Source organism: Streptomyces sp. NPDC044704, from assembly GCF_056433525.1.
In genome coordinates, this window is record NZ_JBWKGY010000009.1 from 221,566 (window position 1) to 243,843 (window position 22,278).

Annotated in this window: 22 protein-coding genes; 11 read left to right on the top strand and 11 right to left on the bottom strand. The window is 74.3% G+C overall.

Going from position 1 to position 22,278, the window contains the following annotated elements:
- Nucleotides 1–94: 94 nt before the first annotated feature.
- Nucleotides 95–1,156, top strand: a complete 1,062-nt coding sequence (locus AC07B0_RS23260; RefSeq protein WP_478898838.1) for a cytochrome P450 — start codon at nt 95–97, stop codon at nt 1,154–1,156.
- A complete protein-coding gene (locus tag AC07B0_RS23265) occupies nt 1,146–2,372 on the top strand; it encodes a cytochrome P450 family protein (protein WP_478898839.1) in 1,227 nt (408 codons plus the stop codon). Before AC07B0_RS23260 ends, AC07B0_RS23265 begins: the two co-directional genes overlap by 11 nt.
- Nucleotides 2,373–2,417: 45 nt before the next feature.
- Here AC07B0_RS23265 and AC07B0_RS23270 read toward each other — a convergent pair whose 3' ends face one another.
- Complete coding sequence (locus AC07B0_RS23270; RefSeq protein ID WP_469380686.1) at nt 2,418–2,999, bottom strand: hypothetical protein; 582 nt, start codon at nt 2,997–2,999, stop codon at nt 2,418–2,420.
- A 330-nt stretch (nt 3,000–3,329) separates the two neighbouring features.
- Complete coding sequence (locus tag AC07B0_RS23275) at nt 3,330–4,256, bottom strand: cyclase family protein (RefSeq protein WP_478898840.1); 927 nt, start codon at nt 4,254–4,256, stop codon at nt 3,330–3,332.
- A gap of 110 nt (nt 4,257–4,366) precedes the next feature.
- Between AC07B0_RS23275 and AC07B0_RS23280 the strand changes: the two genes are divergently transcribed.
- From AC07B0_RS23280 to AC07B0_RS23290, 3 genes are read left to right on the top strand one after another with little or no spacing between them, the layout of a single operon-like run.
- Nucleotides 4,367–5,278, top strand: a complete 912-nt coding sequence (locus tag AC07B0_RS23280; protein ID WP_467296615.1) for an SDR family NAD(P)-dependent oxidoreductase — start codon at nt 4,367–4,369, stop codon at nt 5,276–5,278.
- A gap of 56 nt (nt 5,279–5,334) precedes the next feature.
- A complete protein-coding gene (locus AC07B0_RS23285) occupies nt 5,335–6,534 on the top strand; it encodes an acyl-CoA dehydrogenase family protein (RefSeq protein WP_356875762.1) in 1,200 nt (399 codons plus the stop codon).
- Entirely contained in the window at nt 6,531–7,598 is a 1,068-nt protein-coding gene (locus tag AC07B0_RS23290; protein WP_469380689.1) for a Zn-dependent alcohol dehydrogenase, read from the top strand. Before AC07B0_RS23285 ends, AC07B0_RS23290 begins: the two co-directional genes overlap by 4 nt.
- Nucleotides 7,599–7,662: 64 nt before the next feature.
- Here the strand turns inward: AC07B0_RS23290 and AC07B0_RS23295 are convergent, their stop codons facing one another.
- Nucleotides 7,663–8,268 (bottom strand): flavin reductase family protein, encoded by a 606-nt coding sequence (locus AC07B0_RS23295; protein ID WP_467296650.1) that lies wholly within the window; start codon nt 8,266–8,268, stop codon nt 7,663–7,665.
- Nucleotides 8,269–8,369: 101 nt separating this feature from the next.
- Between AC07B0_RS23295 and AC07B0_RS23300 the strand changes: the two genes are divergently transcribed.
- Both AC07B0_RS23300 and AC07B0_RS23305 read left to right on the top strand, forming a co-directional pair.
- A complete protein-coding gene (locus tag AC07B0_RS23300; protein ID WP_478898841.1) occupies nt 8,370–9,338 on the top strand; it encodes a hypothetical protein in 969 nt (322 codons plus the stop codon).
- A 135-nt stretch (nt 9,339–9,473) separates the two neighbouring features.
- Nucleotides 9,474–10,256, top strand: a complete 783-nt coding sequence (locus AC07B0_RS23305; RefSeq protein WP_356875756.1) for a VOC family protein — start codon at nt 9,474–9,476, stop codon at nt 10,254–10,256.
- Between the two features lie 90 nt (nt 10,257–10,346).
- Here the strand turns inward: AC07B0_RS23305 and AC07B0_RS23310 are convergent, their stop codons facing one another.
- From AC07B0_RS23310 to AC07B0_RS23325, 4 genes are all read right to left on the bottom strand, one after another.
- Entirely contained in the window at nt 10,347–11,156 is an 810-nt protein-coding gene (locus AC07B0_RS23310) for an enoyl-CoA hydratase/isomerase family protein (RefSeq protein WP_469380693.1), read from the bottom strand.
- A gap of 398 nt (nt 11,157–11,554) precedes the next feature.
- Entirely contained in the window at nt 11,555–13,789 is a 2,235-nt protein-coding gene (locus AC07B0_RS23315) for an acetate--CoA ligase family protein (protein WP_356883152.1), read from the bottom strand.
- Between the two features lie 170 nt (nt 13,790–13,959).
- Nucleotides 13,960–15,123 (bottom strand): flavin-containing monooxygenase, encoded by a 1,164-nt coding sequence (locus tag AC07B0_RS23320; RefSeq protein ID WP_356883150.1) that lies wholly within the window; start codon nt 15,121–15,123, stop codon nt 13,960–13,962.
- Nucleotides 15,124–15,214: 91 nt separating this feature from the next.
- The gene (locus tag AC07B0_RS23325; protein WP_356883148.1) at nt 15,215–16,078 is read right to left on the bottom strand and encodes a hypothetical protein; all 864 of its coding nucleotides are present in this window, start codon (nt 16,076–16,078) and stop codon (nt 15,215–15,217) included.
- A 129-nt stretch (nt 16,079–16,207) separates the two neighbouring features.
- Here AC07B0_RS23325 and AC07B0_RS23330 point away from each other — a divergent pair, with 129 nt between their 5' ends.
- From AC07B0_RS23330 to AC07B0_RS23340, 3 genes are all read left to right on the top strand, one after another.
- The gene (locus AC07B0_RS23330; protein ID WP_356883146.1) at nt 16,208–16,978 is read left to right on the top strand and encodes a maleate cis-trans isomerase family protein; all 771 of its coding nucleotides are present in this window, start codon (nt 16,208–16,210) and stop codon (nt 16,976–16,978) included.
- 191 nt (nt 16,979–17,169) lie between these two features.
- Complete coding sequence (locus tag AC07B0_RS23335) at nt 17,170–17,622, top strand: DoxX family membrane protein (RefSeq protein WP_478898842.1); 453 nt, start codon at nt 17,170–17,172, stop codon at nt 17,620–17,622.
- A 122-nt stretch (nt 17,623–17,744) separates the two neighbouring features.
- The gene (locus AC07B0_RS23340) at nt 17,745–18,227 is read left to right on the top strand and encodes a Zn-ribbon domain-containing OB-fold protein (protein ID WP_478898843.1); all 483 of its coding nucleotides are present in this window, start codon (nt 17,745–17,747) and stop codon (nt 18,225–18,227) included.
- On the opposite strand, the gene AC07B0_RS23345 is transcribed toward AC07B0_RS23340, so the two are convergent.
- From AC07B0_RS23345 to cyaB, 4 genes are all read right to left on the bottom strand, one after another.
- The gene (locus tag AC07B0_RS23345) at nt 18,203–19,591 is read right to left on the bottom strand and encodes a tetratricopeptide repeat protein (protein ID WP_478898844.1); all 1,389 of its coding nucleotides are present in this window, start codon (nt 19,589–19,591) and stop codon (nt 18,203–18,205) included. The genes AC07B0_RS23340 and AC07B0_RS23345 overlap by 25 nt on opposite strands.
- A gap of 41 nt (nt 19,592–19,632) precedes the next feature.
- Complete coding sequence (locus AC07B0_RS23350; protein WP_356883140.1) at nt 19,633–20,295, bottom strand: pyridoxine/pyridoxamine 5'-phosphate oxidase; 663 nt, start codon at nt 20,293–20,295, stop codon at nt 19,633–19,635.
- Nucleotides 20,296–20,738: 443 nt separating this feature from the next.
- Nucleotides 20,739–21,098, bottom strand: a complete 360-nt coding sequence (locus AC07B0_RS23355) for a hypothetical protein (protein ID WP_469380704.1) — start codon at nt 21,096–21,098, stop codon at nt 20,739–20,741.
- 74 nt (nt 21,099–21,172) lie between these two features.
- Entirely contained in the window at nt 21,173–21,736 is a 564-nt protein-coding gene (cyaB, locus tag AC07B0_RS23360; protein ID WP_469380706.1) for a class IV adenylate cyclase, read from the bottom strand.
- Between cyaB and AC07B0_RS23365 the strand changes: the two genes are divergently transcribed.
- On the top strand, nt 21,735–21,989 hold the full coding sequence (locus AC07B0_RS23365) for a hypothetical protein (RefSeq protein ID WP_478898869.1): 255 nt from the start codon (nt 21,735–21,737) through the stop codon (nt 21,987–21,989). The genes cyaB and AC07B0_RS23365 overlap by 2 nt on opposite strands.
- The last annotated feature ends 289 nt before the right edge of the window (nt 21,990–22,278 follow it).

The window sequence follows — 22,278 nt, forward strand, 5'->3', positions numbered from 1 at the left end:
CCGCCCCGGCCCGCGCGCGGCCGGGGCGGCGCCGACGGCCCGGAACCGCGCCGGCCGGGCCCCCTCCACCGGTCGCCCCCATCGGAGTTCCCGCATGTCCCTCACCTCCCTGCCGGCCGTGCGCACCACCGAGTTCGCGCCCCGGCTGGCCGCCCTGCTGCGCGAGCACACCGGCAAGGACGCCTTCCGGCTGGAGCCCGACACCATCGGCGTCGCCGGCCCCGGGCTGTCCGACCGGATCCTCGCCGCCCGCCGGGCCACCGAGACCGAACGGCCCACCTTCAAGCCGCTGCACGGCCGCTCCATCGAGCGCGGCGAGGCCGCCGCGCTCATGCGCCTCATAGGCCGCGACGTACGGGAGGCACTGGAGAAGCCCCTCCCGAAGGACGTGGAACTCGCCGGATCCTGGCCGCACACCGGCCATTACTTCCTGCGCGACCTCATTCTCGGAAGCGACCCGCGACGGCTCCGCATTCTCATGAGCCGGAATCTCGAACTCACACCGCTGCTCACCTGGTCCGTCATCGCGGCCGGCGCGGCAATTCCCCGACGCGGGCGGACCGGCGGGAAGCCCAGCGGAATTTCCGCACTGCTGGAAGAAGCCGACGGCTACCAGGACCGCCGGCACGCCATGGGGATGTACCGCAGGACGGCGGCCCCGGTCTGCTTCACCGTGTCCACCCTCGTCGCCAACGCCCTCTGGCTCGGCGCGCCCTTCGACGACGCCGTCCCGAACCGCAACCTCATCCACGAGTCCGCCCGGATGCTGCCGCCGTCCTGGAACATCCTGCGCCTCGCCTCGCCCGAGTACCCGGCCCTCGACGCGCGGATCGGCCCCGGGGACGACGTGCTCGTCCTGCCGCTGCTCTCCCACCGGGACCCCGCGCTGTGGGACGACCCGGACGTGTTCCTGCCCGAACGGTGGGACCACCTCGACCCCGAGACCGCGCCCGGCTACCTCCCCTTCGGGCACTCCTCCGAGCGCTGCTGGGGCCGGCACATGGTGATGCCGCTGGCGGAGCTGCTGCTGGACCTGGTGCGCGGCGCCGGACTGGAGGTGGACCCGGCCCAGCGCAGGGCGAAGGTGCCGCAGGTCGGGCTCCTGGGGGTGGCGGACGTGCGGCTCGTGCCCGGAGGGTGTCGCCGTGCCGGCTGAGGCACCGCCCCCCGAGGCCGTGCCCGAGGGGTTCTTCCAGGACCCGCACCCCGCGTACCGGAACTGGCGCGAGCGCGGCGGCGTACACCGGGTGCTGATCCCCGGCGAGGTCCCCCTGGAGGGCTGGATGGTGACCGGGCACGCCGACTGCCGGGCCGCCCTCACCGACCCCCGCCTCCACAAGAACGCCGCCACCGAGGCGTACGCCGCCCGCCGGGGCGGGGGCGACGGGCCCGGGCGGGCCCTGACCTCGCACATGCTCAACTCCGACCCGCCCCGGCACACCCGGCTGCGCGGACTGGTCCAACGGGCCTTCACCGCGCGGCGGGTGGCCGGACTGCGGCCGGTGATCGAGGGCCACGTCGAACGGCTGCTGGACGGGCTGGAGCGGCGCGGCGCACCCGGGGAGGCGGTGGACCTCGTCGGCGGGTTCGCGATCCCGCTCCCGCTCGCCGTGGTCTTCGACCTGCTCGGGGCCACCGGCGGAACGGAGGAGGTCCTCGGCGCCTGGGCCGCCCAGCTGTCCGGGGAGGAGGGCGACGGGGAGGTGTCACCGCAGACGGCCGTGGCGATGGCCGGCCACATCCGCGACCTGGTCGCGCACAAACGCGCCCACCCCGGCGACGACCTGCTGTCCGCGCTGGTCCACGTCCACGACGGGGCGGACGACCGGCTCGGCGAGCAGGAGATCACCTCCATGGCGTTCCTCCTGGTGGTCGCCGGGCACCAGACCACCGCCAACCTGATCGCGAACGGCGTCCACGCCCTGCTCACCCACCCCGGCCGGCTCGCGGCCGTACGCGCCGACCCCGCCGGAACCGGCCCGCTCCTCGAGGAAGTGCTGCGCCACGAAAGCCCGTTCGCCGTCGCCACGACGCGCTACGCCGCCGAGGCCGTGACGATCGGCGGAGTCACCGTCCCGGCCGGCGACTTCGTACAGATCGGCCTGCTCGCGGCCAACCGGGACCCGGCCGTCTTCGCGGCGCCGGACCGGTTCGACCCGGCCCGCCCAGACGCGGGCGGCCACCTCGCCTTCGGACACGGCATCCACCACTGCCTCGGCGCGCCCCTGGCCCGCCTCCAGGCCCGCATCGCCTTCGACGCGCTGCTGCGCCGCTACCCGGACCTGCGGCCGGCGGACCCCGCGGTGGGCCCGCGGTGGCGGAGCAACCCCCGCCACCGCGGGCCGCGCAGCCTGCCGGTGCTGCTGCGCTGACTGCGCCGACCCGGCCGTTGTGCGGCTGGGCCGTTGCTCAGGGGGTCAGCAGGGGCGGATGTGGTAGACGGGGGTCCAGGAGGCGGTGCCGGTGTCCTTGGCGACGTTCGACCAGCGTTCGCTGCCGTTCTCGTTGTAGAACCGGGCCCGCGTGCCCGGGGTCTGGTTGTTGTTGAAGGTGCCGTCGCCGATGCCCCAGAAGTCGTAGTACCCGCACCTGTAGAAGTCGTAGGTGTCGCCCCGGCCGTCCGTGATGCACAGGTGGCCGTTCCCGCAGGCCAGCGCCGTGTCGGGGGCGGCCAGGTCGCGGGCCTCCGGCCGGCCCGGGGCGGCGAGGGTCAGGGTGCCGCCGGCGGTGGTGAGCCGGTTCGCGGAGACCTGGCGGGCCGCCGGGTCCTTGGCGAGGACGGCGTCCACCTGCTGCTGGAGCCGGGCCGCTTGCGGGGCGGTCAGCCCCGCCCCGCGCGCCTGCGCGGCGTAGACGGACCGGGCGGTGGCGGAGGCGGTGTCGGTGGCGGTCACGGAGTCGGGGGCCGAGGTGGAAGCGGAGGCGTGGGCGGTCAGGACGGGGCCTGCGATCAGGGCCGCGGTCGCGGTCATCATCGCCAGGATCTTGCGCGGTGACATGGTGGAACCCCTCTGATTCGGCGGTCCGGAAGCCACCCGCTCGTAGCGGTGGCCTGGAGACGCGCAACCCATCCTTTCGAAGGTCACCACTGGTCTTGAAGGGCGGAATCAGCCTCCATGGGGCTCTTGTGTGCATACCTCAGGGGGTCCCCCGCCCCAGGAACCCCGCCCGTGACCCGCCCGCCCGCCGCCCGGAGCGTCGTACGCCCGCCGGCCCGGCCCCGCTCCCCTTGCCGGGCCCGGGTTCCCCCGCCCGCCGGCCCCCTCGCGGGCTCGCCGCCGGTCCCGTGGCGCAAACCGGGCATCGTGGGCGGTCGTCGCGGGGGTGGGTCAGAGGACGGCCACCGGGGCGACCGGGGTGCCGGTGCCGCCGACGAAGGGTTCGGGCATCGCGGAGAGCAGGAAGGAGTAGCGGGACTCTTCCGCACAGGCTGTGGACAACTCCTCCAGGTTCCAGTTCTGGCCCTGGTGCATGCCCATCTCGACCAGGTCGAGGGCGTGCACCGGCAGCCACAGGTTCTCGATCTCCGGGGGGAAGATCTCGAAGGTCAGGGTGTCGTTGGCGACGGCCGCCACGTCGCGGGCGTGGAACCACTGCGGGGTGCGGACGGACAGGCCGGGCGAGGGGAAGCCGTAGCCGTGCTTGTCGCCCGCCAGGTAGACCTGGATCTGGCCGGTGCGGACGAGGACGACGTCGCCGGCGCGGACGGTGACCCCGCCGAACTCCTCCGCCTCCGCCAGGTCCTCGGGGGTCACCGCGTGACCCCCCTCCAGCCAGTCCACGCCCTTCGCCCGCGCCACGTCCAGCAGGACGCCCCGCGAGACGATGTGCCGGGCCTTGTCGATGCCGCTGAACTCGGAGCGCGCGTGCGCGGTGATGGAGGAGGCGGGGCGGCCGTTGTAGATCTTCCCCGAGTGCGAGACGTGGGTCAGCGCGTCCCAGTGCGTGGCGGACTGGAGTCCCATCGTCACGGCGTCGTCGCTACAGGCCACCGTGCCCGGGCCGAAGATCTCCTGGTTGATCTGGACCATGGTGTGCAGCGGGTTGATCCGGCCCGGGATCATGCCCGCCTGGACGCCGTCCTCCTTGAGCGGGAGCGCGAGCGGGATCCGGCGGCCCGTGCGGATCTCGGCGGCCGCGGCCCGGACGACCCCGTCGGTGATCAGGTTCAGCGTGCCGATCTCGTCGTCGGCGCCCCAACGGCCCCAGTTGTTGACGCTCTTGGCGATGTCGTGGAACTCCGGGGGCAGGGACATGGGCCTCATCAGCTCCTTGTGAAAGGCGAGGGGCAACCGGGTCTTGTGCTGGTGCGTCGGGCTGCCCCTAGAATCTAACGGTCCGTCAGAAAACGCGGGAAGGGGCCGGCATGGGGAACTTCTTGGCAGGAAAGGTCGTCGCCGTCACCGGCGCCGGCCGGGGCATCGGACGGGCCGTGGCACTCGCGGCGGCCGCCGAGGGCGCCCGGGTCGTCGTCAACGACTACGGCGTCGGCATCGAGGGCGGCGAACCCACCAGCGAGGTCGCCGCCTCGGTGGTGAAGGAGATCACCGCCGCCGGCGGGGAGGCCGTCGCCGTCGCCGACGACATCTCCACCATGGCGGGCGGCCAGCGCATCGTCGACACCGCCCTCGCCCGGTACGGGCGCATCGACGGCGTCGTCTGCGTCGCCGGGATCCTGCGCGAGCGCATGCTCTTCAACATGTCCGAGGAGGAATGGGACCCGGTCGTCGCCACCCACCTCAAGGGCACCTTCACCGTCTTCCGCGCCGCCTCCGCCGTCATGCGCAAACAGGGCACGGGCACGCTCATCGGCTTCACCAGCGGCAACCACCAGGGCTCCGTCGCCCAGGCCAACTACAGCGCCGCCAAGGGCGGGATCATCTCCCTCGTCCGCAGCGCGGCCCTCGGCCTCAACAAGTACGGGGTCACCGCCAACGCCGTCGCCCCCGTCGCCCGCACCCGGATGTCCGCGAACGTCCCGATGGAACTCAAGGAGATCGGCGAGCCCGAGGACGTCGCCGCCCTCGTCACCTACCTGCTCAGCGAACGGGCCCGGGCCGAGAACATCACCGGCCAGGTCTACACGATCGCCGGCCCGAAGATCGCCGTCTGGGCCCAGCCGCGCGAACTGCGCGCCGGGTACGCCGAAGGCGCCTGGACCCCCGAGAAGATCGCCGACTTCCTGCCCGGCACCGTCGGCACCGACCCGATGCCGATGCTCGCGCAACTGGAGGCCATGGCGAAGGCCGCCGCCGCCAAGGACCGCCCCAATGCCTGACCCCACCCGCCCCTGAACGCCCCGACGCCCGACAGACGCCCGACAGGGGAGACCGCATGGACTTCGGCTTCGGAGCCGGCGACGAGGAACTGCGCGGCCGCGCCCGCGCCTGGCTCACCGACCACCTCACCGGCCCGTACGCGGACCTCCGCGGCCTCGGCGGACCCGGCAGCGAACACGAGGGCACCGCGCAACGCCGGGCCTGGGAAGCGGAACTGGGCCGCGGCGGCTGGATCGGCCAGGGCTGGGACGTCCCCGACGGCACGTACGGACAGCAGCGGCTCTCCCTCACCGGCCAGGTCGTCTGGGCGGAGGAGTACGCGGCGCTGCGCGCCCCCGGCCGCGTCGGCCACATCGGCGAGAACCTCCTCGCCCCGACCCTGATCGCCCACGGCACCCCCGAACAGCAGGCCCGGTACCTGCCCGGCATCGCCCGCGGCGAGGAGCTGTGGTGCCAGGGCTACAGCGAACCGGACGCCGGATCGGACCTGGCCGGCGTCCGCACGGCCGCCGTGCGCGACCCGGCGGACGGGCTGCTGCGCGTCACCGGGCAGAAGATCTGGACCTCCCTCGCCCAGGACGCCGACTGGTGCTTCGTCCTCGCCCGCACCGAGGCCGGCTCCCGCCGCCACCGGGGACTGTCGTTCCTGCTGGTCCCCATGGACCAGCCCGGCCGCATCGAGGTCCGCCCGATCCGGCAGATGTCGGGCACCGCCGAGTTCAACGAGGTCTTCTTCGACGGGGCGGTGGCGGCGGAGACCGTCGGCGGGGAGGGCAACGGCTGGACCGTCGCCATGGGCCTGCTCGCCCTGGAACGCGGCGTCTCCACCCTCGTCCAGCAGATCGGCTTCGCCGCCGAACTGGAACGCGTCCTCGCCGCCCACGCCGCCTCCGGCCCACCGGACCCGGTCCTGCGCGAACGCCTCGTACGGCAGTGGGCCGAGCTGCGCACCATGCGGTGGAACGCCCTGCGCACGCTCGGCTCCGCCGGGGATCCGGGCGCGCCGAGCGTGGCCAAGCTGCTGTGGGGCGGCTGGCACCGGCGGCTCGGCGAGCTGGCGGTCGCCGTACGGGGCGCGGAGGCGACGGCGGGGCCGCGGCCGTGGTCGCGGGAGGTCCCCTACGAGCGGGGACTCGACGAGGGGCAGCGGCTCTTCCTGTTCACCCGGGCCGACACGATCTACGGCGGCTCGGACGAGATCCAGCGGAACATCATCGCCGAGCGCGTGCTCGGCCTGCCTAAGGAGCCCAGGTGAGAGGCGTCGTGTTCGACGGCAAGCAGGCCCAGGTGGTCGACGACCTGGAGATCCGCGATCCCGGGCCGGGGGAGGTGCTCGTCGCCGTCAAGGCGGCCGGGCTGTGCCACAGCGACCTGTCGGTGATCGACGGGACGATCCCGTTCCCCCCGCCGGTGGTGCTCGGGCACGAGGGCGCGGGGGTGGTCGAGGCGGTCGGCGCGGGGGTCACGCACGTGGCTCCGGGCGACCACGTCTCGCTGTCCACGCTCGCCAACTGCGGGGCGTGCGCGGACTGCGACCGCGGCCGGCCGACGATGTGCCGCAAGGCGATCGGCATGCCCGGGCAGCCCTTCTCCCGGGGCGGGAAGCCGCTGTTCCAGTTCGCCTCGAACTCGGCGTTCGCGGAGCGGACGATCGTCAAGGCCGTCCAGGCGGTGAAGATCCCCGAGGACGTGCCGCTGACCTCGGCCGCGCTCATCGGCTGCGGGGTGCTGACGGGCGTCGGGGCCGTCCTGAACCGGGCGAAGGTGGACCGGGGCGAGACGGTCGTCGTCATCGGCACCGGCGGGATCGGGCTGAACGTCCTCCAGGGCGCGCGGATCGCCGGGGCCACGACGATCGTCGCGGTGGACGCGAACCCGGCGAAGGAGGCGGTGGCCCGGCGGTTCGGGGCCACCCACTTCATCGACGCCTCGGCGGTGGCGGACTCCTCGGCGGCCGTGCGCGAGATCCTGCCGACGGGCGCGGACCACGCCTTCGAGTGCGTGGGCAGCGTGAAGCTGATCCGCCAGGCCGTCGACCTCCTGGACCGGCACGGGCAGGCCGTCCTGCTCGGGGTGCCGGGCTTCAAGGAGGAGGCGTCGTTCCTCGTCTCGTCCATGTACCTCGACAAGACGATCATGGGCTGCCGGTACGGGTCCTCCCGCCCGCAGCGCGACATCGCGCTGTACGCCGAGCTGTACCGGCAGGGCCGGCTGCTGCTCGACGAGCTGGTGACGGAGGTCTACCCGGTCGAGGACTTCGCCAAGGCGGCGGACGACGCCCACCACGGGCGGGTCGCGCGCGGAGTGCTCACCTTCTGACACGGGCTCCGGTCCCGCCGCACCCTTCGCGGAGGCGGCGGGACCGGGCGCGCGGTGCCCGAGGTCAGGGGGTGAAGCGGCCGAAGCGGCCCTGGTGGAAGAGCAGCGGGTCGCCCTCGCCGTCGGCGCCCATGGCCGCGACGCGGCCGACGACGATGAGGTGGTCCCCGCCGGTGTGGACGGCGTGGATCCGGCAGTCGATCCAGGCGGGCACGTCGTCGAGCTGCGGCGATCCGGTGACCGGCGCCGGGCGGTGGGCGACCCCGGCGAACTTGTCGGCGCCGCTGACGGCGAAGGCCCGGCACAGCCCGCCCTGCTCGGCGCCCAGGATGTTGACGCAGAACACCCCGGCGCGGGCGATCCGCGGCCAGGTGGTCGACGTACGGGCCACCATGAAGGTGACCAGGGGCGGGTCGAGGGAGAGCGAGGCGAAGGACTGGCAGGCGAAGCCCGCCGGGCCGTCCCCGCCCTCGCCGGGCGGCGCGGTGATGACCGTGACCCCGCTGGCGAACCGGCCGAGGACGGCCCGGAACTCGGCGGGGCTGACGGGCGCGCGCTCGTCCCTGCCGACGGCCCGCAGGTCGGGCCGGGGCAGAGCGTCGACGGACTCCGGGGCCGCGGATGCGGGGGCGCCGGCTGACCTGAGGTATCGGACGACGGTGGCCGCCATCCCTGCGTGTCCCATCACCCCACCGATTGAACCTGACGGCCCGTCAGATGGGAAGGGCCGTGCGCGCGGGCCCGGCGGCCGGGGGGTAGGGTGCCGATTGCTTGAACTTGTTCAAAAAATCGGTGGGCGGGGGCGGAGCCATGGGCAACGACGGAACGGACGGCCCGACGGCCACGGTGTGGGCCAGAGAGCTCCCCGCCGCGGCGGCCACGGCCGCCGGGCAGCTCCTCCTGCTGGGGGCGGGCGCCTTCGTCCTGGCCGGCATCACGGACGAGTACGGCCCCGAACACGGCGAGGGGGCCTTCGGAACCACCCTCGTCTCCTGGCTCCTCGTCATCGCGCCGGTCCTGCTCCCCGTACTCGGCCTCCTCCACACGGCCCTGTTCGCCCTGCCCGTGGCGGGCCCCGCGCACGCCCTGGGCCGCCGGAGCCGGGTACCGGGCGGCGTCTGGGCCGCCCTGCTGACGATCGCACTCGCCGCGCTCTACGCCGCCGCCGGCCGCTGGTGGTACGACCTGCCCTACGGGGCCACCTGGGCGTGGGTGGCGGGCACCGGACTGCTCCCGGTGGCCGCAGCCCGGTACGCCCGTACCCGTGACGTCCGGCCGTGGGGCACGGTGGTCCGGGCCGCGGCCGTGACCGGGGCCGGGCTGCTGCTCCTCGGCGGCGGGCTCGCGGCGGACCGGGCCGGGCTCCTGCCGGAGTACCGGCCGCCCCGCCTCGCGCCGTCCCAGTACGCCGGGGAGTGGACCGGCGACGGGGCCCGCCTGGTGCTCCGGCCGGACGGCACGGCGCGTGCCGAGGGGCTGCCCGTGACGGGCCCGGACGGCGGGGTGGCGTACTGCACGGGCGCCGGGACGTGGACGTTCGACCCCGAGGCGGCAGCGCCGGCCGGGGCCCCCGCCGAGCCGGCGCACCGGGACGGGGTCTGGCTCGACGTCAGCCCCTGCGCGGACTCCGCACCCGCCTGGCGGATCGCGGGCACGACCCGGCGGCCCGAACTGTTCGCGCTGCTCGGGGATCCGGACGCCGGGGTGCGGAAGGTCCTCCGGAGGGAGGGCGGGGGCTGAGGGGCCGGGCCGAGGGGCCGGGCTCGGGCGTCCGGGTGAACCGGGGGCGTACGGGGCGGCTCGTGCCGGGTCGCTCCGCCGGGCGGGGGCATCGTGGCCCGGGACCGTGTAGCGACGTACCTCAGGGAGGAACCCATGCTCGGCACCGACTTCCGTACCGGCTCGCCCAACTGGCTCGACCTCGGCAGCCCCGACACCGCGGCGGCCGCCGTCTTCTACGAAGCCGTCTTCGGGTGGCGGTTCGTCTCCGCCGGGCCCGAAGCCGGCGGGTACGGCTTCTTCCAGGTGGACGGGAAGACCGTCGCCGCGCTCGGGCCGCTCACCGAGGAAGGGGCGTCGTCCGCGTGGATGCTGCACTTCATGACCCCGGACATCCGCGCCACCGCGGAGGCCGTGCGGGACGGGGGCGGTGTCGTGCGGATGGAGCCCATGGACGTCATGGGCGAGGGCTGGCTCGGTCAGTTCACCGACCCGCAGGGCGCGGAGTTCGCCTGCTGGCAGCCGGGGAAGACCGCCGGGTTCGGCATCGCCTCCGCCGAGAACACCCTCGTGTGGGCGGAACTGCACGTACCCGACCCGGTCGCGGCCATCGGCTTCTACGCCGGGCTGTTCGGGTGGCGGAGCGCCGAGATGCAGGCGCCGGGGATGACGTACCGGGTACTGAGCACCGCCGACGGCGATCAGGAGGACGGCTCTTTCGGCGGGGTCGCGCCGCTGGGCGAGGGCGGCGGGGAGGAGGCGCGGTGGGTGCCGTACTTCCACGTGGCGGACGTCGACGCCACCGTCGCGTCGGTGCGGGGGGCGGGCGGGGCGGTGCTCATGCCGGCCGCGGACGTCCCGGAGGTGGGGCGGATCGGCTGGGTCGCCGATCCGGCGGGGGCGGTGTTCGCGCTGCTGAAGCCCGATCCGCGGATGTGAGGGGGGCTTGTGGGTGGGGGGTGGGGTGGGGTCGCTTTGCGGGTGCGGGTGCGGGTGCGGGTGCGGGTGCGGGTGCGGGTGCGGGTGCGGTTAGCGGCCCAGGTATTTGGGGGTGCGGCGTTCCACGAAGCTCGCCACGCCCTCGTTCGCGTCGGCGGTGGTCATGTTCAGCTCCTGGGCGGTGGCCTCGGCGGCCAGCGCGGAGGCCCGGTCTCCGTCCAGGGAGGCGTTGACCAGCTGCTTCGTGAGGGCGAGGGCGCGGGTCGGGCCCTGGGCGAGCCGCTCCGCCCAGGCGCGGGCCGTCGCCTCCAGGTCCTCGGCCGGGACGACCTTGTTGACCAGGCCGAGGCGGGCGGCGTCCGCCGCGGGGACGGCGTCGCCGAAGAACAGCAGCTCCTTGGCCTTCTGCGGGCCGAGGAGGCGGGGGAGGAGGTACGCGCCGCCGCCGTCGGGGACGAGGCCGCGGCGGACGAACACCTCGATGAAGCGGGCCGATTCGGAGGCGATGACGAGGTCGCAGGCGAGGGCGAGGTGGGCGCCGATGCCGGCGGCGGTGCCGTTGACGGCGGCGATGACGGGTTTCTCGCAGTCCAGGACCGCCGTGATCAGGCGTTGGGCGCCGAGGCGGATCATGCGGGTGACGTCGCCGGCGATGCGGTCGCCTCCGGCGGTGGGGCCGGTGCTGCGGAGGTCGGCGCCGGCGCAGAAGCCCTTGCCGGTGGCGGTGACGACGACGGCGCGGACGGCGGGGTCGGCGGAGGCCTCGGTGAGCAGCGCGATGACGCGTTCGCGCTGGTCCCAGGTGACGGCGTTCATGGCGTCGGGGCGGTTGAGGGTGATCCAGGAGACGCTGCTCTCGATGCGGTGCAGTACCTCGTCCGAGGGGGTGGCGGGTGTCATGGGCGCGGGGGCTCCTGTCGGGGGGCGTTGGGGGTTCGGGGCGGGGCGGGGCGGGGCGGGGCGGCTGCGGCTGCGGGTGGGCCGGGGGGGGGGGGGGGGGGGGGGGCCCGCGCGGGGGCGCCGGGGGGGGCGGGGGGGGGGGGGCGGGGGGGGGGGGGGCGGGCGGGGGGGGGCCGGCGGGGCGGGGGGGGGGGGGCGGGTCGTCCGGGGCGGGCATGATTTATGGCGCCTTGTCCGGAGTGCTTTGGCGGGCGGGGCAGGGCGCCAACACATCACGTTTTAGCCCCGGCCGACCCCCCACCCCGCCCCCGCCCCCGGCCCGGGACGGTTCCGGCCACTGGCCCCGGCCCTGATCTGGCCCCGCCGGTGTTCGTGGTGCGGAGCCGTTTCCGGCCGGGTCAGCGGCAGATGGCCAGGGCGTCCAGGGCTACCGCCCCCTGGCCGCGGGGGAGGACCATCAGGGGGTTGATGTCCAGTTCCGAGAGTTCGTCGCCGAGTTCGAGCGCCATCCGCTGGACGCGGAGGATCACTTCGACGAGGGCGTCGACGTCGGCCGGGGGTGCGCCGCGTACGCCCTCCAGGAGGGGGTGCCCGCGCAGTTCGGTGAGCATCGCCCGGGCCTGGTCCTCGCCGAACGGCGGTACGCGGACGGCCGCGTCCCGGAGCACCTCCACGAGGACGCCGCCGAGGCCGACCGTGACGGTGGGGCCGAAGAGGTCGTCCTGGGTGACGCCGACGACCATCTCGACGCCGCGTTCGACCATCTGGCAGACCAGGACGCCGTCGAGCGGGACGTTTTCGTAGCGGGCTATGTCGGTGAGTTCGCGGTAGGCGTCGCGGATCTGGCTCGCCGAGGTGAGGGCGACCTTGACCAGGCCGAGTTCCGTCTTGTGGGCGAGCTGCGGGCCGGAGGCCTTCATGACGACCGGGTAGCCCACCAGCCCGGCCGCCCGGACGGCGGCGGCCGCGCTGGTGACCAGCTGTTCGCGGGGTACGCGGATGCCGTAGGCGCGCAGGAGCTGTTTCGCGGAGTGTTCGCTGAGCTGCTGGCCGGGCCGCATCAGGGCCTGGGCCTTGCGGTACGAGGGGGAGGGGGTGCGGGGGGCTTCGTCGAAGGGGGAGCGGTAGGCCGCGGTGAAGCGGTGGTGGCCGAGGTAGGCGCGTACGGCGGTGATGCAGTTGCCGAAGGTGCGGAAGGTGGCCACGCGGGAGGAGCCGAGGAGGGTGGTGCGGTAGGCCTCTTCGGTGCCGACCGGGGAGCCCCAGATCACGCAGACGAGCTTGTCGGTGTGTTCGGCCGCGTCCACGAGGTCCTGGGCGAGCTTGTCGCTCATCGGGGGGAAGGGGCCGGTGATGGGACAGATGAGGACGCCGACGGAGGGGTCCGCGAGGATCGCGTCGATGATCTTGCGGCCGCGCCAGTCGCCGACGGGGTGGCCGCCGTTGTCGACGGGGTTGGAGACGCCGAGGTAGGGCGGGATCCACTGGTGGAGTTCGTCCTGCTTGGCCGGGGAGAGGGTGGGCAGGGTGAGGCCCGCCTCGGTGGCCAGGTCGGAGAAGTGGGCGCCGGTGCCGCCGGAGATGGAGTAGACGACGACCCCGTCGGCCCGGGGCGGGCGGGCCCGGGCGAGGAGGGCGGCGGTGTCCTGGAGTTCGTCGAGCCCGTCGACGCGGATGACCCCGAACTGCCGCATGGCGGCGTCGACGACGGTGTCGGCACCGGTGAGCTTCCCGGTGTGGGAGGCGGCCATCCGGGCGCCGGTCTCGGTGCGGCCGACCTTGACGGCGACGACGGGGACGCCGTTGCGGGCGGCGCGGTCGGCGGCCAGGAGGAAGGAGCGGCCGTCCTTGAGGCCTTCGACGTAGCAGGCGATGGCCCCGACCTCGGGCTGCTCGGCGAAGTAGGAGATGAAGTCGGAGGTCTCCAGGTCGGCCTCGTTGCCCGTGGGCGCCCAGTGGGAGAGCCGGATGCCGAGTTCCTGGAGGGTGTAGACGGGCCGGCCCTGGTGGCCGGACTGGGTGATGAGGGCGATGGCGGGGCCGTCGAGGTCCTCGCGGAACTCCTCGAAGGCGTTGAGGTTGGTGTTCGGGCCGAGGAGGCGCAGGCCGGAGCGCTGTACGGCGGCGGCGAGGCGGGCCTGGGCGGCGGCGCCGGCCTCGCCGGTCTCCGCGAATCCGGACGCGAAGGCGACCGCGAACTTCACCTTGGCTTCGGCGAGTTCCTCCACGACGGGGAGCGGGTCGGCCACGAGGAGGACCGCGAGGTCGACCTGTTCGGGCAGGTCGGCGACCGACGCGACGCAGGGCAGTCCGAAGACGCTCGTACGGGTCGGGTGCACGGGGTGGACGCGGGCGCCGACGCGTTCCGCCCAGGCCATGAGCTGGCGGGTGATGCCGGTGTTCGGTCTGCCGTCGGCGTCGGAGGCGCCGATGACGGCCACGGACTCGGGCCGGAAGAACCGGTCCAGGTCGGGCACATCGGAGTGCAGGGGCCGTCCGCTGACGTCCAGGGCGGCCGCGTCCTCGGCGGAGGGCGCGGCCGTGGAGTGGACGGCCGTCCTGGGGGTTTCCCCGCAGGCCTCGACTCGTGCGCGGAAGTCGGTGGTGAGGGTGCCGTGAGTAGATCCAAGCATCGTTCCGCCCGCTCCTGCTCGATGAACCTCGATGGAATCCATAGCTGACGCGTAGTCAGATTACTGAACTGACGCGCCGTCAGGAACAGGCCTGCGCAGGAAAAGGTGGTGGAGGTGGTGTGCCTGAACGGTGGCAGATCCGTTCGAGTGAGGTCCAGAGCGGTTTCGGCCTACCGCCGAGTACGCCGGGCCACCGCCTTGGCGATCTTCTCGGCGTCCAGGGCCAGTTCGCGCAGCATGCCGCTGATCGGGTTCGTGTACCCGGTGAAGTACAGCCCCGGAGCACCCTCCGGGCAGCGCCCGCCGTGGACGACCGGCCGCCCCCGCCCGTCGAGCACCTCCAGGTCCCCGACCAGGCCCTCCAGGCCGCGCCGGTAGCCGGTCGCCGCGATCACCGCGTCCGGGGTGATCCGCGACCCGTCGGCGAGCACCACCTCGGCCCCGTCGAAGGACACCACCGCCCCGACCGGCTCCACCCGTCCCCCGCGCACCGCGTCGATCAGGCCGACGTCCTGCACCGGGATCGCCCCCTCCCTGACCCTGCTGTACAGGCCGGTCGCGGGGCGCGGCAGCCCGTACGCCGACAGGTCCGGTACGGAGGCCTTCGCGACGAGCGCCGCCAGCCGGTCCACGAGCCGCACGGGCAGCCTCCGTACGAGGATCCCCGTGCGCTGGGCCGGCCAGCCCGCCGTCGAGCGCCGCAGCACGTGCGGGGGCGTGCGCACCGCCAGCCGCACCCGGGCCGCCCCGCCGTCGGCGAGGTCCACGGCGATCTCGGTGCCGGTGTTGCCGACGCCGACGACCAGCACGTCCCGCCCGGCGTAGGGCCCCGGCTCGCGGTACGCGGCGGCGTGCAGCAGCTCCCCGGTGTACCCGTCCCGGCCGGGCCAGTCGGGGAGCGCCGGGGTGTGGTTGAAGCCGGTGGCCACGACCACCGCCCCGGCCGCCAGCAGCCGGCCGCCGCTGGCGTGCAGCGTCCAGCCCTCGCCGTCGTCGGCGCGTTCGATCCGGGTCACCTCGACGCCCGTCACCAGCTCCAGCTCGTGGAACTCGGCGTACTTCTCCAGGTACCGCACCACGTCGGCGCGTGCGACCCAGCGCCCGAACCGGCGCGGTATCGCGAGGCCGGGCAGCGCGGACAGGCGCCGGGTGGTGTGCAGGCGCAGCCGCTCGTAGTGGCCCCGCCAGGAGGCGCCCACCGCGTCGGACTTCTCGACGACCACGGCGCGCACCCCGCGGGCGCGCAGTGCGGCGGCGACGGCGAGGCCACCGGGACCGGCGCCGATCACGTACACGGGGCGGGGCTGGGTGCTCATGTCGGGCTGCTCGGGCATGAGGGGTGAGCGTATCGACACTCAGAGTTGATGGGTCTCGGACAAGGAGTGAATCGATTGCGGAACGATCACGGGCGACCGTCTTCACCCGCTACGCCGGAAACGCCCCCCGCAGGACCGGCTCCACGAGCGCGACGAGTTCGGCCGCGTCCGGCGCCGTCGCCTCCGCGTGGCCCGCCCATCGCAGCAGGCCCAGGGCCGCCCGCGGCCCGGCGGGCCGGCCGGCGCACCACGCCGCCGCGACCGGGTCGAGGCCCGCCAGCAGCGCGCGCACCAGCACGCCCTCCCCGTACTCCGCCTCCATGGGCTCCGGCAGAGCGCCCAGCCAGCCCAGCAGCGCCACCGCGCGACGCCCCTCGTCCGGCTCCGCCGCAGCCAGCAGCCCGCGCAGCTCCGCGACCCGCGCCCCGTCCAGCCCGGCGCAGTCGTGCCCCGAGACCTGCGCCAGCGCGGGCCGCAGCACCCGGGGCACGCCCCTGGTCTCCAGCAGCCGTGCCCCGTGCGGTCCGTGGCCCGCCTCCCGGAACTGGGGCCGCCCCTCGCGCAGCCCGAGGGCGTACGCGAGCCGGGTGGCCAGGCCCGCGAGCCGCCGGGCGGCCCCGTACCGGGCCAGGAACAGCGAGAGCCCGACCGGATCGGCCGCTTCGAGGAGCCCGCCGAAGCGGCCCCCCTCCCACAGCACGCCGTCCGTACCGTGCAGGCTCGCCCGGCCCAGCAGCCCGCCATCGGCGTCGTGGAGGGCGAACGTCACGCTGCCGTGGCAGCGGCACAGGTCACCGGTGTGCGTGCCCGTCGTCGACAGGGCCCGCAGCTCCGCCAGATCCCCGGCCGACTCCACGCGGCCGAGCAGCGGCCGCCGCTCCAGCGGCCCGCCGTCCTCCCCGCCCGCCAGTACCCGCACGAGGGCGGCCGCGCCCCACACCCCGTCGAACCACTCCTCCGCCCGATGCCGCATGGCCGTACTCTGCCCGACCGGTCGGCGTTGCCTCCCGCCGGGGCGCTGTGCCGCTGTCACAGTGGGGAGGCGGTGACCCCGTGAGTGGTGGTGGCCCCGCCCGCGAAGGGAACCTGGGAGGAGCGCGCGATGTGGCAGCCCGACGGGTGGGACGTGCGCGTCCGCCTCGGCATCCTCACCCCCCACGCCGACGTCGGCCCCGAATCGGAGCTGCGCGCCATGGCCCCGCCCGCGGTGGGCCTGCACGCCGCCCGGGTGCGGTTCGCCGCCATGGGCGCGGGCGGGGCGATGGACCCGACGATCCCGCTCGCCCCCGTACGTGCCTTCGCCGAACCTCCGCACGTGGACGCCGCCGCCGAACTCCTCGCCGCCGCCCCGGTGGCGGCGATCGCCTACGCCTTCACCAGCTCCGCCTACGTCATCGGCGCGCGTGGCGAGGCCCACATGCTGGCCCGGCTCGGGGAACGCGCCCACGGGCTGCCGGTCGTCGCCACCTGCGCCGCCGTCGTCGAGGCGCTGCGCGTGCTCGGGGCCGCGCGGATCGGGCTCGTCGACCCGCCCTGGTTCGACACCACCCTGAACGACCTGGGCCGGGGCTACTACGAGGAGGCCGGGTTCGAGGTCCCGTACGCCGCCCCGTGCGCCCTGCCCGGCGGGCAGGGCCTGATCGGGCCGCGGGCCCTGCACGACTGGGTCGCCGCACGGCTGCCGGACACCGCCGACGCGGTCGTGATCGGCGGCAACGGCTTCCGGGCGGTCGGGGCGATCGACGCGCTGGAGACCACCCTCGGCCGCCCGGTCCTGACCGCCAACCAGGTCCTGCTGTGGGCGGCTCTGAGGGCGGCGGGAGCTTCCCCCGAGGGGATCTCCGGGTACGGGAGGCTGTTCGGGGGCGGGTAGGGGGGCGTGGTGGGGGTTGGGGGGTGTCGGGGGTGTCGGGGGTGTCCGGGGTGTCGGCGGGCTCCTGGCCGTCCGGGGCCCCGGCCGGTCGTCCGGAGCCTTGCCGTCGGAGGCCTTGCGCGATCGGCGCCGATCCGCTGAACTGACGTACCGTCAGATCGGGTGGATGGGTGAGGGGTGGAGGGCTGCCGATGCAGACCATCTGGCTCAGTGGAGCCGAATGGCTCGCCGTGCTCCGGATAGGCCTCGGCCTGTGGTGGCTGGAGAGCTGGCGGCACAAGGACAAGAAGGGCTGGTTCGAACGCGGCACCGGCATCGCCTGGGCCGCCGACGTCGCCGGCAAACACCGCTGGCCGTTCGTCAAGACCGGCTTCGAGAAGGTCGTCCAGCCCCGCCCCCGGCTGATGGCGTACGTCGTCGTCTACGCCGAACTCGCCCTGGGACTCGGCCTCGTACTCGGCTTCCTGACCCCGGTGGCGCTCGCGGGCGGACTGCTGCTGAACCTGCTCTACCTCGTCCTGATGATCCACGACTGGGCCGAGCAGGGCCAGAACGCGATGATGGCGCTCATCTCGCTCGTCGCCCTCTTCGCCATGAGCTGGCAGGCCTGGTCCCTCGACGCGTCGATCGGACTCTTCCTGTGAATCCCGTGAATCCCGCGCATCCTGTGAATCCCGTGGATGCCACGAATCGCGTGCCCGCTGCGTCTTCAGCGCCTTCCGCGCCCGTTGCGGCCTCCGCGCCCGTCGCGCCCTCCGCGCCTGCCGTGCGCTACGACTTGCCCGAGGCGGACGACTTCACCCGCCCCTACTGGGACGCCGCCGCCGACGGACGCCTCCTGCTGCGCCACTGCGCCGACTGCGGGCGCCCCCACCACTACCCGCGCGAGTTCTGCCCCTTCTGCTGGGCCGGCGAGGACCGGGTGACCTGGCGGGAGGCGACCGGCCGCGCCACCCTCTACACCTGGTCGGTGATCCACCGCAACGACCTCCCGCCCTTCGGCACCCGCGTCCCGTACGTCGCCGCCGTCGTCGACCTCGCGGAAGGACCCCGGATGATGACCGAGGTGGTCGACTGCGCCCACGAGGACCTCCGCATCGGCATGCCCCTGCGCGTCACCTTCCGGGAGGCGTCCGAGTCCGTACGGGTACCGGTCTTCGCCCCTGCGGCGGCCACCGGGGACAGCTCTGGGGCAGGCCGGGGACGGGACGACGCCGAGGGCGGCTACCAGGGCGGGGTCTCGCTGTAGGCGATCGGCCGGAGGGCCGGCAGCGGCCGCCTCAGTACGGCCACGGCCTCCCCGACACGGCCCAGCTCCAGGAGGAGTTCCGCGAGGGGCTGCCGGTCGTCCGGGCGTTCCGGGTCCAGGACCGCGACGGCCTCCGCCACCCGTCCGGCCCCGGCCAGCAGCCCTGCCACCGCCTCCGCCGCGTACGCACTTCCGCCCTCCGGGTGCGCGCGGAGCTCCGCCACGGCCTCGTCCACACGGCCGAGGGCGGCGAGGAGCGTGGCCCGCATCCGCAGCAGGTCCCACTCCTCGCAGCCGGGCGGGTCCACGATGCCGGCGAAGTGGGCCAGCCCCTCCTCGGCCCGGCCCCGGGCGACGTACAGCGCGCACAGCGGGTCCAGCACCCAGTCCTCGTGACCGCCCCGCGCGGCGGGCAGCGCCACCAGTACCCCGATCGCTTCGTCACCCCGGCCGTGCCGGGCCAGCAGCTCCGCCAGCCCCACCGCCGCGTGCGGCGAACCGGCCTCCGCGAGCGGCCGGTACACCCCGACCGCGCCCGCGACGTCCCCGCGCTCCTCCAGCAGCCCGGCCAGGAAGCGCGCCGCGTTCCCGCCGGACGCGGCCGCCGCGCAGGCGCGCAGCTCCTCCATCCGGTCGTGCCGCGCCAGCATCTCGGCCAGCGGGTCACGGCAGTTGACGTGCGCGGCCCCGTGCGTGCGCAACAGCTCGAACGCCTCGTCCGTCCTGCCCTGCCGCTCGCGCACGGAGGCCAGCAGCGCCACCGCGTTGTGCGGCTCGACGTACCGGGCACCGCACTCCGTGGTGCCGCAGCGGGCGCAGGCCCGGTCCGGCGCGATGCGGGCGGCCAGCAGCGCCGCCACCTCCTCGTCCCGGCCCAGCCCGGCGCTCACCTCCACCAGCGGCCCGGCGAGGTACCAGTCCGCGACGTGATGGCGCAGCAGCTCGTACGCCTCCCCGCCCCGCCCGGCGCGGCCGAGCAGCAGCGCGAACTCCCGGAGCGCGGAGCGCTCCCCGGCCTCCGCGTACGGGCGCACGAGGTCCAGGGCCTCCTCGACGCGACGCCACGCGCCGAGCAGTGCGGCGGCCTCGTCGACCGCCGTCCACCAGCCCGTCGCGACGTACGGGTCCAGGACCTCCAGGGCCTCCTCCTGCCGGTCCTCGTCGGCGAGGGCCCGCGCCAGGGCGCGGGCGCAGAACCACTCCCCGTCCCGGGCGAGTTCGTGCACCGTGCGGGCGTGACCGTGGTCGAGGAGGTACGTGACCAGGTGCGGGGGTACGCAGCCGGCCTCCACGCGGGCCCGGCGGTCGAGTTCGGCGGGGTCGAGCGGGGTGGCCGGGGTGGTGGCGAGTTCGGTGGGGTCCACGGGGCGACCCTAGAGCCGGGGGCGGCACGGGCGGGAGGCGGCTACGGCCAGAGCAGCTCGCGCACCCAGCCCGTACCGTCGGCGGCCCGCCGGTAGCGCAGTCGGGTGTGGCGGCGGGCGGCGTCGCCCTGGAAGAACTCCACCTCCGCCGGGGCCAGGACGTACCGGGTCCAGGTCGGTGCGGGAGCGTCCGGCTCCGTACCGGCCCGCTCCCACGCCCGCTCCGAAGCCTCGACCAGCTGCCGCGGCGACTCCAGCACCTCGCTCTGCCGTCCCGTGAGCGCCGCGGCCAGCGCCCCGCGCGAGCGGACCGCGAGGTCCGCCCGGCTCTCCTCGGGCCCGCAGGCGGTGACCCGGCCGCGGACCCGGACCTGCCGGCCCACCAACGGCCAGTAGAAGCCGAGCGCCGCGTCCGGGTGGGCCGCCAGCTGACGGCCCTTGGCACTGGTGGCGTGCGAGGCGAAGTGCCAGCCCCGCCCGTCGGCCTCGTGCAGCATCAGCGTCCGTACGTCGGGCCGGCCCTCGGCGTCCACCGTGGCCAGGCTCATCGTGTGCGGCTCCGGCTGCCCCGCCCCGGCGGCGTGCACGAACCACTCCCGGAACAGGGGCAGGGGCTCGCCCGGCGCGGACGCGGTGTCGAAGGAGGGAAGCGGGGTGTCCCACACCCGCAGGGAGTGCAGGGCCTCGTGGAAGTCGCTGGTCATGCCGACAGGCTAGGGGGGTGGGGTCGGGGTCGGGGGGCGGGGTTCTAGCTGGTCCGTATCAGGGAGGGTTTGGTGGTTTCCCGTCAGTCTCATCGTCTCTCCGGGGTGGACCGGTCCCTCAAGGGCGCTCACTTCGTTCGCGTCGCTACGCGATGGCCTTCGGCCACCCTTGACCGACCGCCCCACCCCGGAAAGCCGAAGACCGACGGGAACCCCCCAAAAGAACGGTCACGGGGACGGATAAACAGGAGCGGCCCCGTCAGCGATGAGCCGAGGGGCCGGGGGTCGGCCGACCGGGCACACGGCCCCCTCGCGGCCCCTTCCGGGACCAGACCGCCGCCTACCCACCCGAAATGACGACCACAACGACCTGCGGAGCCGTCAGGCGCGTCAGATCGCTACGCGCTCCTCTCGGCATAGCGTCTGCGGGCCGTCTGGGGTTGTCACCAGACGAGGATGCCTCCGTCCACGGCCTTGGCCCGCAGAGCGGCGGTGACGATGTTGCCGAAGCGCTGGGTGACGTAGTCGGCGTCATAACCGCCCTGTTCGGCCAGGTGGCCGAGGTGGGGGCGGAGGGCCTCGCACTCGGCGAGGAAGTCATCGAGTTCCTCGCGCTCCACGCGGAGGTCACAGCCGTCGAGGCGCGGAAAGAACCGGGCCCCCAGGGCCCGTATCGCCTCGGACCCCCACAGCCGGGTCCGTGTGCTCTCGAACCCTGCCAGGGTGTCGCCGTACTCGGGATCCTCCAGGAGGTCGTGACCGCCGTCGGCGTCGTAGACGAACGTGTGCACGAGAAGAGTCATGGACGCATTCTCCCGAGCGGCTCGCTCACGGGCACCAGGATTTCGGCGGGTTCCCGATGCGGTCACCACAGCATTCAGTGCCGGCTTTCGCGACGGGCCCTCACGGCGTCGGTGTACTGCTCGCGCGTCAGGTCTTCCGCACCGATGCCGAGCTCGGCGAGGACCTCGCGGACGTCGTCAAGGGCACCGGCCACGTCCTTCTCGGCGACCAGGGTCTCCAGTTCCAGGAACGTGCCGTCCACCTCGGGAACGCGGACCAGAGTGGCGAGCATCTTCCGGCCTCGTGCTTGGAAGACGTAGTTCCTGCACCGCTTCTCGAAGGCGACCGCCGGTACGTACCCAAGGCCGCACAGCATGGCGTGTACGGCTTGGGCATCCTCTACACGGGTCTCGTGCTCCGGCTTCGACCCGGACTCCTCGTCCACCCGTGCGCCTTTGTACGTGAGGACCGTGCGGGTTTCGTCCTCCCCGTGCACGGTCCGCACCCGAAGCTCTTCGTCCCGGGCTCCCAAGGCCCCGTCCGCCGTGTCGTAGTAGGTGTCCTGGTACACCTCGGCCCGCCCCACGGCTCGCTCGTCGAGCCGTCGCAACGTCTCCTCCGGCGCGTGCACCCGCGCCTTGAGCTCCGCTTCGATCATCCGCCCGTCCCCTCTCAAACCGTACGTTCGGCACTCTCTGCCCCACCGGCTCCTGCGGCGTCGCGTGCGCGATGTCGCGTCCGGCGCCGAGGGGGAGCTGATGGCCGTGGTCAACGAGAACGTCTCGGATACGGGAGTGGAGCGCTGGGTGGAACTGGCTTATATCCGGGGCGCGTCCGGGCGTGAGTTCAGCACTGCGGTCGCCAACGTAGAGGCTGCCGGGCATCAGCCCCAGACGTTCGTCGGACGCTGAGCCGAGAGGAGCGCGTAGCGATCTGACGCGCGCCTGACGGCACCCCAGGACGTTCTGGTCGTCATTTCGGGTGGGTAGGGAGTGGGTGTGGTCCCGGAAGGGGGCGCGAGGGGGCCGTGTGCCCGGTCGGCCGGCCCCCGGCCCCTCGGCTCATCGCTGACGGGGCCGCTCCTGTTTATCCGTCCCCGTGACCGTTCTTTTGGGGGGTTCCCGGCTGTCTTCGGCTTTCCGGGGTGGGGCGGTCGGTCAAGGGTGGCCGTAGGCCATCGCGTAGCGACGCGACCGCAGG

What these genes read in the sequence shown, in the direction of transcription:
- AC07B0_RS23260 (WP_478898838.1), top strand. Translation starts at nt 95, where the DNA reads ATGTCCCTCACCTCCCTGCCGGCCGTGCGCACCACCGAGTTCGCGCCC.
- AC07B0_RS23270 (WP_469380686.1), bottom strand. Translation starts at nt 2,999, where the DNA reads ATGTCACCGCGCAAGATCCTGGCGATGATGACCGCGACCGCGGCCCTG.
- AC07B0_RS23275 (WP_478898840.1), bottom strand. Translation starts at nt 4,256, where the DNA reads ATGTCCCTGCCCCCGGAGTTCCACGACATCGCCAAGAGCGTCAACAAC.
- AC07B0_RS23280 (WP_467296615.1), top strand. Translation starts at nt 4,367, where the DNA reads ATGGGGAACTTCTTGGCAGGAAAGGTCGTCGCCGTCACCGGCGCCGGC.
- AC07B0_RS23285 (WP_356875762.1), top strand. Translation starts at nt 5,335, where the DNA reads ATGGACTTCGGCTTCGGAGCCGGCGACGAGGAACTGCGCGGCCGCGCC.
- AC07B0_RS23295 (WP_467296650.1), bottom strand. Translation starts at nt 8,268, where the DNA reads ATGGCGGCCACCGTCGTCCGATACCTCAGGTCAGCCGGCGCCCCCGCA.
- AC07B0_RS23305 (WP_356875756.1), top strand. Translation starts at nt 9,474, where the DNA reads ATGCTCGGCACCGACTTCCGTACCGGCTCGCCCAACTGGCTCGACCTC.
- AC07B0_RS23310 (WP_469380693.1), bottom strand. Translation starts at nt 11,156, where the DNA reads ATGACACCCGCCACCCCCTCGGACGAGGTACTGCACCGCATCGAGAGC.
- AC07B0_RS23315 (WP_356883152.1), bottom strand. Translation starts at nt 13,789, where the DNA reads ATGCTTGGATCTACTCACGGCACCCTCACCACCGACTTCCGCGCACGA.
- AC07B0_RS23320 (WP_356883150.1), bottom strand. Translation starts at nt 15,123, where the DNA reads ATGCCCGAGCAGCCCGACATGAGCACCCAGCCCCGCCCCGTGTACGTG.
- AC07B0_RS23325 (WP_356883148.1), bottom strand. Translation starts at nt 16,078, where the DNA reads ATGCGGCATCGGGCGGAGGAGTGGTTCGACGGGGTGTGGGGCGCGGCC.
- AC07B0_RS23330 (WP_356883146.1), top strand. Translation starts at nt 16,208, where the DNA reads ATGTGGCAGCCCGACGGGTGGGACGTGCGCGTCCGCCTCGGCATCCTC.
- AC07B0_RS23335 (WP_478898842.1), top strand. Translation starts at nt 17,170, where the DNA reads ATGCAGACCATCTGGCTCAGTGGAGCCGAATGGCTCGCCGTGCTCCGG.
- AC07B0_RS23350 (WP_356883140.1), bottom strand. Translation starts at nt 20,295, where the DNA reads ATGACCAGCGACTTCCACGAGGCCCTGCACTCCCTGCGGGTGTGGGAC.
- AC07B0_RS23355 (WP_469380704.1), bottom strand. Translation starts at nt 21,098, where the DNA reads ATGACTCTTCTCGTGCACACGTTCGTCTACGACGCCGACGGCGGTCAC.
- cyaB (WP_469380706.1), bottom strand. Translation starts at nt 21,736, where the DNA reads ATGATCGAAGCGGAGCTCAAGGCGCGGGTGCACGCGCCGGAGGAGACG.